Annotated in this window: 13 protein-coding genes and 1 pseudogene; all 14 read left to right on the top strand. The window is 31.8% G+C overall.

All coding sequences use genetic code 11. The features are described 5' to 3' along the window. The first annotated feature begins 155 nt into the window (after positions 1-155). The 14 genes and pseudogenes from FOF46_RS26775 (at position 156) to FOF46_RS26710 (ending at position 10,367) form a co-directional block, all read left to right on the top strand. Entirely contained in the window at positions 156-395 is a 240-nt protein-coding gene (locus tag FOF46_RS26775) for a hypothetical protein (RefSeq protein ID WP_143918603.1), read from the top strand. 47 nt (positions 396-442) lie between these two features. Beyond that, positions 443-1,123, top strand: coding sequence for an NUDIX hydrolase (locus FOF46_RS26770; protein WP_109436652.1), 681 nt, complete (start codon positions 443-445; stop codon positions 1,121-1,123). 130 nt (positions 1,124-1,253) lie between these two features. Continuing rightward, on the top strand, positions 1,254-2,078 hold the full coding sequence (prs, locus tag FOF46_RS26765) for a ribose-phosphate diphosphokinase (protein WP_143918602.1): 825 nt from the start codon (positions 1,254-1,256) through the stop codon (positions 2,076-2,078). 128 nt (positions 2,079-2,206) lie between these two features. After that, positions 2,207-2,686, top strand: a pseudogene (locus FOF46_RS26760) (NADAR family protein). Positions 2,687-2,706: 20 nt separating this feature from the next. Then, positions 2,707-3,342, top strand: a complete 636-nt coding sequence (locus FOF46_RS26755) for a DUF4291 domain-containing protein (protein WP_143918601.1) — start codon at positions 2,707-2,709, stop codon at positions 3,340-3,342. Next, a complete protein-coding gene (locus FOF46_RS26750; RefSeq protein ID WP_143918600.1) occupies positions 3,339-3,815 on the top strand; it encodes a macro domain-containing protein in 477 nt (158 codons plus the stop codon). Before FOF46_RS26755 ends, FOF46_RS26750 begins: the two co-directional genes overlap by 4 nt. A 2-nt stretch (positions 3,816-3,817) precedes the next feature. Continuing rightward, positions 3,818-4,330, top strand: a complete 513-nt coding sequence (locus FOF46_RS26745; RefSeq protein WP_143918599.1) for an O-acetyl-ADP-ribose deacetylase — start codon at positions 3,818-3,820, stop codon at positions 4,328-4,330. Next, positions 4,327-4,869: an LOG family protein gene (locus FOF46_RS26740; protein WP_109436658.1), complete on the top strand. Its 543-nt coding sequence runs from the start codon at positions 4,327-4,329 to the stop codon at positions 4,867-4,869. Before FOF46_RS26745 ends, FOF46_RS26740 begins: the two co-directional genes overlap by 4 nt. Continuing rightward, positions 4,853-5,395 carry an RNA 2'-phosphotransferase gene (locus FOF46_RS26735; RefSeq protein ID WP_143918598.1) on the top strand — a complete coding sequence of 181 codons (543 nt, stop codon included), beginning with the start codon at positions 4,853-4,855 and terminating at the stop codon, positions 5,393-5,395. Before FOF46_RS26740 ends, FOF46_RS26735 begins: the two co-directional genes overlap by 17 nt. A 7-nt stretch (positions 5,396-5,402) precedes the next feature. Beyond that, complete coding sequence (locus FOF46_RS26730) at positions 5,403-5,951, top strand: prolyl hydroxylase family protein (RefSeq protein WP_109436706.1); 549 nt, start codon at positions 5,403-5,405, stop codon at positions 5,949-5,951. Then, entirely contained in the window at positions 5,948-6,685 is a 738-nt protein-coding gene (locus tag FOF46_RS26725) for a metallophosphoesterase family protein (protein WP_109436660.1), read from the top strand. Before FOF46_RS26730 ends, FOF46_RS26725 begins: the two co-directional genes overlap by 4 nt. 78 nt (positions 6,686-6,763) lie before the next feature. Further along, a complete protein-coding gene (locus FOF46_RS26720; protein WP_143918597.1) occupies positions 6,764-7,912 on the top strand; it encodes a hypothetical protein in 1,149 nt (382 codons plus the stop codon). 97 nt (positions 7,913-8,009) lie between these two features. Then, on the top strand, positions 8,010-9,455 hold the full coding sequence (locus FOF46_RS26715) for a nicotinate phosphoribosyltransferase (protein ID WP_143918596.1): 1,446 nt from the start codon (positions 8,010-8,012) through the stop codon (positions 9,453-9,455). A gap of 231 nt (positions 9,456-9,686) precedes the next feature. After that, positions 9,687-10,367: a LipL32 family surface lipoprotein gene (locus FOF46_RS26710; RefSeq protein ID WP_109436663.1), complete on the top strand. Its 681-nt coding sequence runs from the start codon at positions 9,687-9,689 to the stop codon at positions 10,365-10,367. Positions 10,368-10,409 lie beyond the last annotated feature (42 nt).

Genomic DNA, 10,409 nt, shown 5'->3' with positions numbered 1-10,409 from the left:
CAAGTTATTTAATACACACACTTTTGGGGGTGGGTCAATTTAAACAAGAATAGGTGGGTCAGTTTAAATAGGATTTACTGGGTCAATATAATAGGAATAGGTGGGTCAGTTTGGCAAGAATTTCCAGTTATAACACTAATTGGTGAAAAATCATTATGAATATTATTATTAAACATATAGAATTGATAAAACAGATTGATCAATCTGTTCGGTTGCAAACTACAGGTTCACCAGAAGGTTTTGCATGTCAATTAGGGATTTCAAAAGCTAAATTATATAGAGTTATAGAGATGATGAAAACATTGGATGCACCAATTGTATATGATCCAACTATAGAAAGTTTTATATATGCCAAGACTGTAGCATTTATATTTGGGTTTTATAAAGAAAATTGAATTTAAAATTACCTTAAAACTTGAGTTAAATTCATAATTTAGCGTTTATGATACGCCAAAATATTAAAGTCGCTGTTGATGCTGTAGTCTTTGGATATAAAGATAGAAAACTTAATGTCCTGTTGATAAAAAGGAATATAGAACCTTATAAAAATTCTTGGGCGTTACCAGGAGGTCTGGTCTTAGAAGATGAAAACCTGGAACAAGCTGTAGAACGAGAGTTGAAAGAAGAGACTAATGTGACTATAGACTATTTGGAGCAATTGTATTCATTTGGCAACCTGGGTCGTGATCCAAGAAATAGAGTGGTAAGCATTACCTATTTTGCTTTGGTAAAACCAGAACATCATAAGATAAAAGCAGACACAGACGCAAAAGATGTTGCTTGGTTTAATGTACAAGAACTTCCAGAGTTAGCTTTTGATCATCAAATTATATTTGATAAGGCCAAAGAAAGACTTCAAAACAAATTAACTTATGAGCCTATTGGTTTTGATCTATTAGAAAACAAGTTTTTGTTTTCTGATTTAGAAAAACTGTACATGACAATCTTAGAAAAACAGATTGATCGCAGGAATTTTAGAAAAAAAATACTGGGCTTTGGTATTCTGGAAGAACTTGAGGAAAAGGTTTCTGAAGGGCGAGGTAGACCGGCTAACCTTTTTAAATTCAACAAAAAGCAGTATTTTAAATTAAAAGATGAAGGCTTCTTCTTTGATATTAAATAACTTTTAGATGTTATTCTCGCATATTCGAAACCTCTTCTGAATATATAATTTATTTTTTATTGTAATTTTTACGCAAAATACTTGGTGGATTAATTTTTCTATTTTAAATTTGCGTAAAAATAACACAATTATGAGATATTTGCATTTAGATCCATCATTTACACCATATGGTAAATCAATAGAATTTGAAGCTTTTGTCTTTAATGGGGGTGAACCGCATATAAAGATTTTGGAACAGAATATTGAAGATAGCGTTACGATAACACATCGTATAAATTCTTTTAATGATCTGGGATTATTAATGATTGCAACAGATGCTTTACGTAGAATGGGTATAAAAGTGATTAATGTATGTATTCCATATTTTCCAGCTGCACGACAAGATAGGGTTATGGTCTCTGGTGAATCATTAAGTGTAAAGGTGTATGCCGATATCATTAATGCTCAACAATATGATCAGGTAACCGTTTTTGATCCACATTCTGAGGTGACTCCTGCACTATTAGATAATGTGAAAGTTATTGAGAACTATGAATTTGTGAAACAATGTTTAAAGCATATAAAAGAAGAAGTAATATTAGTTTCTCCAGACGGTGGTGCTTTAAAAAAGATTTATAAGGTCTCGGAGTTTTTAGGTGGAGTTGAAGTGATAGAATGTTCTAAGAAACGAGATGTAAAAACAGGTCAACTATCGGGATTTAGAGTCTATGAGGAAGATTTAAAAGGAAAGCATTGTGTTATTGTAGATGATATTTGTGATGGTGGAGGTACGTTCTTGGGGTTAGCAAAAGCTTTACAAGAAAAAAATGCAGGTACATTAAGTCTAATTATTAGCCATGGAATTTTTAGTAAAGGTATAGAAGAATTGAGTCAATGTTTTGAAACTATATTCACTACTAATTCTTTTAGAGATATTGAGGAAGAAGGAGTGGTGCAAATTCCCGTTTTAAGATAAAAGTAATCCAATAATAAATAGTTTAGAAGAATTGATTAATGAGGTAAAGAAAAGTTTAAAATGAGATATACATTACAAAATATACAAGAACAATTTAATAAAGGGAAAAGTATAAAGTACTTATTCTTTTGGGGCATACACCTAATAAAGATGGAAGCATTGGTAAAAGTTGTTTTAGTCAATGGTGGTCTTCAGCATTTACAGTCGATACTATACGGTATAAAACAGCAGAGCACTGGATGATGGCTGAAAAAGCAAGATTATTTGATGATTCAATAATTTTAGAAGAGATTATTAAATCTTCAAATCCTATGGAAGCAAAACAATTAGGAAGAAAAGTAAAAAATTTTGATCCTGTAGTTTGGAATAAGCATAAATACGAAATCGTAAAGAAAGGAAACCTTCATAAGTTTTCATAACATAAGGATCAGTTAGAGTTCCTTTTAAATACAAAGAAAAGAGTGCTTGTAGAAGCAAGTCCGAGAGATCGAATATGGGGTATAGGAATGGGACAAAGCAATGAAAAAGCACAAAATCCTAACCTATGGAGAGGACAAAATTTATTAGGTTTTGCCTTAATGGAAGTGAGAGATGAATTAGGGGTCTAAGCTTTTTAAAAATTAATAAAATGAAATTACAATTAGAAAAATATAAAGAACAGAAAAAAGAGTGGCCTCAACAAGGATATCATATTATGGCACAATATGATGATGAAAAAATTGTCGTATATCAATCATATCGACCAGAAATAGGAAATTTTGCTGTGCAAAATCAATTTTTTGGAGGAGCATTTAGTTTTGAAAGAATGACCTGGATCAAACCTAATTTTTTATGGATGATGTATAGAAATGGCTGGGGAACAAAAGAAGGGCAAGAAGTGGTACTAGCAATACATCTTAAGAGACAAGCTTTTGAGAATTATTTAAAAAATGCAGTGTATTCCTCGTTCAAACCAACGTTGTATTCGTCATATGAGGTATGGCAGAAAAATGTACAGAATTCAAATGTAAGATTACAATGGGATCCTGATCATGACCCTTATGGAGCAAAACAAGAACGTAGAGCAATTCAAATTGGTTTACGAAAAGAATTTGTGAAATCATATGCCAAAGATGATATTTTGGAAATTGAAGATATTTCTGAATTTGTGGTAGAACAATACAAATTGGTAACATCACAAAATCTAGAAGATTTAGTGACTCCAAAAGAAAAACCATTGACTTTTGAAGATGATGAATTGAATGGGTATTTAATGTTAAAATGAAAACGATAAAATATATAAAAGGAGATGCTACTGTACCTCAGGCAAAAGGAATTAAGATTATTGTACATGTGTGTAATAACCTTGGTGGTTGGGGAAAAGGTTTTGTTCTAGCGATCTCTAAAAGATGGTCAGAACCAGAAAAATCCTATAGAGAATGGCATAGAAATAGAGCAAAAAATGATTTTGAACTAGGAGCAGTTCAAATAATAAAAGTCTCTGATTATCTACATGTCGGAAATATGATTGCACAACAAGGAATGAAGACGGGAAGTAAAGGAGTCCCTATTCGTTATGAGGCAGTTCAAAAGTGTTTGGAAAAGGTGGGTTTGGAAGCTCAAAAACTTAATGCTAGCATTCACATGCCAAGAATTGGTTGCGGTCTTGCGGGAGGAAAATGGGATAAAATAGAACCAATAATTATAGATACATTAATACAAAAAAATATAGATGTTTTTGTGTATGATTTTGAATAGCAATGAAACTAAAAGTAATCCAAACCGATATTACAACCATAAACGTTGATGCAATTGTAAACGCTGCCAATACTTCTTTATTAGGAGGAAGTGGAGTAGATGGAGCTATTCATAGAAAAGGAGGACCGCAGATTCTGGAAGAATGTAAAAGAGTAATTGCCAAACAAGGAAAATGTAAAGTAGGTGAAGCAGTCATAACAACAGCAGGAAACTTACCTGCTCATTATGTAATTCATACGGTAGGTCCAGTTTGGAATCAAGGAGGAAAAGAAAAACAAAAATTATTAGCAAATTGTTATATCAATGCTATGCAATTAGCACTGAATAATGGAGTTAAAACTATTGCATTTCCTAATATTAGTACAGGGATTTATAGGTTTCCTAAAGAAATTGCCGCTGAGATAGCTATAAATGCTATCCAACAATTCGTCACTCAGGAGACAATCAAGGAAGTATATTTTGTTTGTTTTGACATAGAAAATTTTGAGCTATACACTAATCAATTAGTAAAATGAAAAAGATAAAATATGCAACACTTTTTGGTGGAGCAGGAAAAAATAAAGAGAGTAAAGAATATAAAGAAACTATTTTGATAGGTTCTTTACTAAGCAGGAATGGGTATGTAGTAAAGAATGGTGGATATGGTGGAATGATGGAAGCGGTGTCTAATGGAGTTGTTATAGAAGGAGGAAAAGTAATCGGTATAACATGTAAACAAGTAGGTTCAGAAAAAGGAAACGAATTCTTATCAGAAACGATTGTTACCAAAAAACTATATCAACGATTAGAATTATTAATACAGGATACAAATTTGTTTATAGTACAAAAAGGAGGAATAGGCACCTTGTCTGAGGTATTCTTAACACTAGATATTATTCGCAAAGATAAATCTATACATAGACCTGAGGTCTTTTTTATAGGAGATGTTTGGAATGATATTATAGGAGTATTGAAGTCAACTGTTATTCCAGAATATGAACATAACTTGTTTAAAGTAGTGAGAGATGGTGAAGAATTAGAAAAAAATATTAAAAAAAATGAAAACAAATCATAAACATATAAGTAAATTTTTAAGTCTTATTCTTAGACATAACCCAGGTAAGATTAAACTACATTTGGATGAAAATGGTTGGGCAGACGTGAGTGAATTGCTAAGTAAAGCAAAAAGGCATCAACCCAGTTTGGATATGAAACTTTTAAAAGAGATCGTTGAAACCAATGATAAGAAACGGTTTGCTTTTAATGAGGGTGAAACTAGGATACGTGCTAATCAAGGTCACTCTATTCAAATAGATTTAGAATACAAACCCGTTCGACCTCCAGAGTTTCTATATCATGGCACAGTAGCAAAATTTATGGATGCCATTCGAGAAAAAGGACTGCTTAAGATGAGCAGACATCATGTGCATCTAAGTGAAGAACGAGAAACAGCAACAAATGTGGGGTCAAGGAGAGGAAAGCCCATTATACTCACTGTTCGATCAGGAGAAATGTATACAAACGGTATTGAGTTTTTTCAATCTGATAATGGAGTTTGGTTAACAGATACTGTGGCACCAGAATATATTGAGTTTAAATGATAATGTGATGAAAAAAATTGAACTACATCCAGAAGTATTTCTTGTCAAAAATTTCCTTTCTAAAGAAATGTGTTCTCATTTTATTGAAAAAGGAGAACAAGTCTCATTCGAAGAAGCAAAAGTAAATATTGATGGTAGACAGGTGATGGTAAAAGGAATTCGTAATAATAAGCGTATCCTATTTAAGGATGAATTACTTGCTCAAAAGATATGGTTGCAAGTGCAACCATTTGTAGAAGAAGATTTTGGGAAATATAAAGCCATTGGTCTCAATGAGATGTTTAGAATTTATAAATATGATATTGGACAGCGGTTCAAGATGCATCGAGATGGTAGTTATAATAGAAATGAAAAAGAATGTAGCTTTTTCTCATTTTTGATATACCTTAATGATAACTTCGAAGGAGGTGAAACTTATTTTGAAAAAGGGATGACTATTGAACCAAAACAGGGTGATGCATTATTATTTCATCATCCTTTACGGCATGAAGGAAAACCAATTATATCAGGAACAAAATATGTCTTAAGAACAGATATAATGTATCAATTATCATGAAAAGAACACTCGTTATAGGCGATATACATGGTGGGTATAAGGCATTACTTCAAGTGTTAGAAAGCGCTAAAGTAACGTCAAATGATACTTTAATCTTTCTGGGAGATTATGTAGATGGATGGAGTGAGTCGGCAGAAACTATTGAAAAACTAATAGAATTGTCAATATCTAATACTTGTGTTTTTATAAGAGGGAATCATGACCTCTGGTGTGGTTTATGGTTGGAGAAAGGAGTAACTAATCCAATATGGTTGGAACATGGAGGTAAAGAAACCATAAACAGCTATATCCAATCAGGATATTTATCAAAGAATACGCATAAAAAGTTTTTTGAGACACTACACAATTATTATATAGACGAAAAAGAAAGGTTGTTTTTACATGCAGGATTTACTTCTATGCATGGAGCAGGTAATGAAGAGTATGAGTCAAATTATTATTGGGATAGAACCTTGTGGGAAGCAGCATTATTAGCAGATAAAGTTGAAGAAAAAACTTTAGAAGATATACTAACTAAGCCCAAAAGGTTTAATTACTACAAAGAAATATATATAGGCCACACACCTACAACAAATTATAATAAAGACACACCAATAAAAGCACATAACGTATGGAATATTGATACAGGAGCTGCTTTTAAGGGGAAACTAACCATTTTGGATATTGATACCAAAGAATTTTGGCAGAGTGAACCCTTACCATATTTGTATCCCGATGAAAGAGGACGAAACTAAATCTCTTTTATTTTAACTGAAAACAGGGTGGTTTTTATTAAAAATAGTGACGATTTTTATCCTTTAAAATAAATAAGGATGACGATTGTTAGATTTCCATTGAGATATAGAATTAAAAGTGAAGTAAGGATAGTTTTACTTTTAGCATGGTGCATCTTCTTGTCTAATACGATCAATGCTCAAAACATGAATGACTTTGTAGAGAACAGGTCCTTTTTAATAACAGAGAAACCCCAGAAAGTATATAAAAGTTATTATAAAGATGGTCAGCCTTATCAAGGGTATTTCTCAAAGGGGAATATAGAATTTCCCAGAGTTGATTATTATGAGAATGGAGTTATAAAATTTCAGTATTCCTTAGATGTTTACCAAATGGCATTAGGAGCAGATACATTTGATGAATCGCAAGAGGTTGAGGAATATCAGATGAATGAAGAAGAGTATGATGAGTACCTAAAGAATAAATATAAACCAAGATTGAATATCAAATCGGTTTATGAAAATGGTAAAATAATAGATGGATATGAGTATGAAGAAGTGTCCTCTACTATCTTTTCTAAGAAAATCGAAAATAAAAAAATTACAGAATTGCATATTGATGTATTTGCAATGCATTATTATCAGCGCACTTCTATGATACTAAAGGGTGATACAATAATTATAGGATCTCCTACATTGGCCGTCGAAGGAAACAAATTTCAGGTAAACTTATTAAAGAAAGATAACTATTGGGAGATACAATATCACATGAATGATGAATATATAGGTTCCAAATATTTTGTGATAGGAAAAATGAACCATTTATCAAAACGCAGTATATTTTTTATGTATGATAAAAATAATAGCACTTATGGCTATGGTACTAGTGGTTTTCAAGATAATTTAAACTCTTTCGATCTAATAAATATTACAAATGTTTTTTTTGATAAACCTGAAGTTTTTGAGCCTGATGAGATGGATGTTTTTTTTAGAGATTTAATAGATGCTATCATAGCAGAAACTAAGAGAGGTGATGAGACTTACCCAAAAGAACCAGAAAAATATAGAGGGTATTTAGAAACTGGAGATCATGGGGATATAGTAGCTGGTATACGATTTTTTGAGAAAGAAATTGATTCATATTATGAAGAATATAAAGAAGGAGATAAGGTCAAAAAGGAAAAGATAGACCTTATCAATTTTCAAAAAGTGTTTAAAAATTACTTAAGCAAGGTAAGGGACAAATAAAATATAAATATATTTTAGAAGAAATGTCTTTGAAAATTTTTTCAATTCTAAGATAAAAGTTATATTTGCGTATAATTAACGCAAAATAATATTAAGAATGAATCCATTACTATTAACAGACGGTTATAAATTAGGTCATAGAGAGCAATATCCAGAAGGTACTACTTTAGTATATTCTAACTGGACGCCTCGAAAAAGCAGAGTAGAAGGAGTGGATAATGTTGTGTTTTTTGGACTACAATACCTTATTAAGGAGTATTTAATTAAACGATTTAATCAGGACTTCTTTGATCAACCCAAAGAGGATGTTGTAACAGAGTATAAGAAATATGTTGATCATTATTTAGGAGTAGATTATAATACATCTCATATAGAGGATTTACATGATTTAGGATATTTGCCGATAGAAATCAAAGCATTACCAGAAGGTTCAGAAGTACCTATTCGGGTACCTATGTTCACCTTGGTAAACACAAAACCAGAGTTTTTCTGGTTAACAAACTACTTAGAAACCTTGTTATCTAATATTATCTGGCAACCTTGTACATCTGCAACCATAGCAAAGCAATATAGAAAAATATTAGATAAATATGCATCAGAAACAGATCAAGAGAATTTAGAATTTGTGACTTGGCAAGGACATGACTTTTCTATGAGAGGAATGTCTGGTACAGAATCTTCTATATTGAGTGGTATGGGACATGCCCTTGCTTTTTCAGGTAGTGACACTCTTCCGGTAGCTAAAGCTTTTGAAACTTTTTATAATACAGATGTAACCAAAGAACTGGTTATCGGTAGTGTAAATGCAACAGAACATAGTGTAATGTGTGCTGGTAGTAAAGATGATGAAATCGGAACCTTCCGAAGATTATTAGAAACCTATCCTACGGGAATTTTATCAGTGGTATCAGACACCTGGGATTTATGGAAAGTACTTACAGAATATCTTCCACAACTAAAAGAGGAAATTCTAGGGAGAGAGGGTAAACTGGTTATCCGACCAGATTCTGGAGATCCTGTAGACATCATTTGCGGATGTGAAGATGAAAGTCCAATAGTTTCTAAAGGAGTTATAGAATTACTATGGGATGAATTTGGAGGCACTATAAATGATCAGGGTTATAAAGTACTTAATCCTAAAATAGGAGCAATTTATGGAGACAGTATTACTATTGAAAGAGCAACACAAATTTGTGAACGACTTAAAGAGAAAGGATTTGCTTCTACAAATGTGGTTTTAGGAATAGGGAGTTTTACTTATCAGTATAATACAAGAGATACATTTGGATTTGCAATGAAAGCTACTTATGTAGAAGTTAAGGGTGAAGGGAGAGAAATTTTTAAAGACCCGATTACCGATGACGGCACAAAGAAATCAGCTAAAGGTTTGATTAAGTTATTTTGTGAAAATGGACGAATCAATTATAAAGATGAAGTATCTAGAGAGGAAGAAAGTAAAGGACTTTTACAAAAAGTTTTTGTTGACGGAGAATTAATTATCGATGATAGCCTAATGAAAATTAGAGAAAGATTGCTTAGTTAAAAGAATTAATAAAATTTGAGGAGTAAGATGTTTGAAATAATTTTTAGCAATAGTAGGTTTTCTAATGTATAATTTGAGTTTATGGATAAAAAGAAAATACAATGTTCAAATTCGCAAATAAAAGTTAAATCATATCGAATATGAATTCATAAAAACCAATTATGGATTACCACTTATGATAATCGTTAACTACTACTACTTTAGCTTCAAATAATAATAAACACATTAAAAATGAAAATCAAAATTTCAATCTTATTATTAGCATTTGCTATTGGTAGTACTTTTACAGCAGAAGCTCAAAAAATTAAAAAATTCGGGAGTTCTATTGAAAAGAAAATAGGACCAAAAACTATTAAAGTTCCTTATACAGATGTAGTTTCTTATTTAGGACATGCAGCAGTAAATACAGAAGATGAAGTAAGAGATGGTAAGAAATTTTATTATATCTATGTTTGGATTCCTGCAGTGGCACCAGAATTAGGTTTACGTATGATGTCTCCAGCAAAAAAGGTTAAAGTTAAAGATCCTATTAAAGGAGCTACCTATGATGCTAATGCAGGATCAGGAGATTATTTTGATACATATATTACTTTAGAAAGATCAGATATCATTACTAAGGCTGGTATTAGTAATGCTGCAAATGCAAACTGGCACACATTAGCAAAAAATGATGATAGCGGTGAGATGCCTAAGCAACCTAGCGGAAGATCTTATAACTCTCTTTTACGTTACAAAAGTAAAGTGAGTGATCCTCTTAATGCATTAACAGTAGGACTATATAGAATTGGTTTTACAACCTATAAAACAGGAGAAGTAAAAGGTACTTTCTTAGCACAAATTGGTTCCCCTGTAAAGTTGCCAGGTGTAGTTATGGCAAAAACGATTGATGAGTTATTAGCTCAAATGAATTAATACATTTTACCTGAATTTTAGATTACTATATGATTTCTTGTC

Origin of the sequence: Aquimarina algiphila, from assembly GCF_007489275.1 — a bacterium.
GTDB lineage: Bacteria > Bacteroidota > Bacteroidia > Flavobacteriales > Flavobacteriaceae > Aquimarina > Aquimarina algiphila.
Note: the sequence above shows the minus strand (reverse complement) of the source record. Positions and strands in the feature narration are given on the sequence as shown.

Coding starts and splice junctions, on each gene's coding strand:
- FOF46_RS26745 (WP_143918599.1), top strand. CDS start 3,818: ATGAAACTAAAAGTAATCCAAACCGATATTACAACCATAAACGTTGAT.
- FOF46_RS26750 (WP_143918600.1), top strand. CDS start 3,339: ATGAAAACGATAAAATATATAAAAGGAGATGCTACTGTACCTCAGGCA.
- FOF46_RS26775 (WP_143918603.1), top strand. CDS start 156: ATGAATATTATTATTAAACATATAGAATTGATAAAACAGATTGATCAA.
- FOF46_RS26710 (WP_109436663.1), top strand. CDS start 9,687: ATGAAAATCAAAATTTCAATCTTATTATTAGCATTTGCTATTGGTAGT.
- FOF46_RS26770 (WP_109436652.1), top strand. CDS start 443: ATGATACGCCAAAATATTAAAGTCGCTGTTGATGCTGTAGTCTTTGGA.
- FOF46_RS26755 (WP_143918601.1), top strand. CDS start 2,707: ATGAAATTACAATTAGAAAAATATAAAGAACAGAAAAAAGAGTGGCCT.
- FOF46_RS26720 (WP_143918597.1), top strand. CDS start 6,764: ATGACGATTGTTAGATTTCCATTGAGATATAGAATTAAAAGTGAAGTA.
- prs (WP_143918602.1), top strand. CDS start 1,254: ATGAGATATTTGCATTTAGATCCATCATTTACACCATATGGTAAATCA.
- FOF46_RS26715 (WP_143918596.1), top strand. CDS start 8,010: ATGAATCCATTACTATTAACAGACGGTTATAAATTAGGTCATAGAGAG.
- FOF46_RS26730 (WP_109436706.1), top strand. CDS start 5,403: ATGAAAAAAATTGAACTACATCCAGAAGTATTTCTTGTCAAAAATTTC.
- FOF46_RS26735 (WP_143918598.1), top strand. CDS start 4,853: ATGAAAACAAATCATAAACATATAAGTAAATTTTTAAGTCTTATTCTT.
- FOF46_RS26740 (WP_109436658.1), top strand. CDS start 4,327: ATGAAAAAGATAAAATATGCAACACTTTTTGGTGGAGCAGGAAAAAAT.
- FOF46_RS26725 (WP_109436660.1), top strand. CDS start 5,948: ATGAAAAGAACACTCGTTATAGGCGATATACATGGTGGGTATAAGGCA.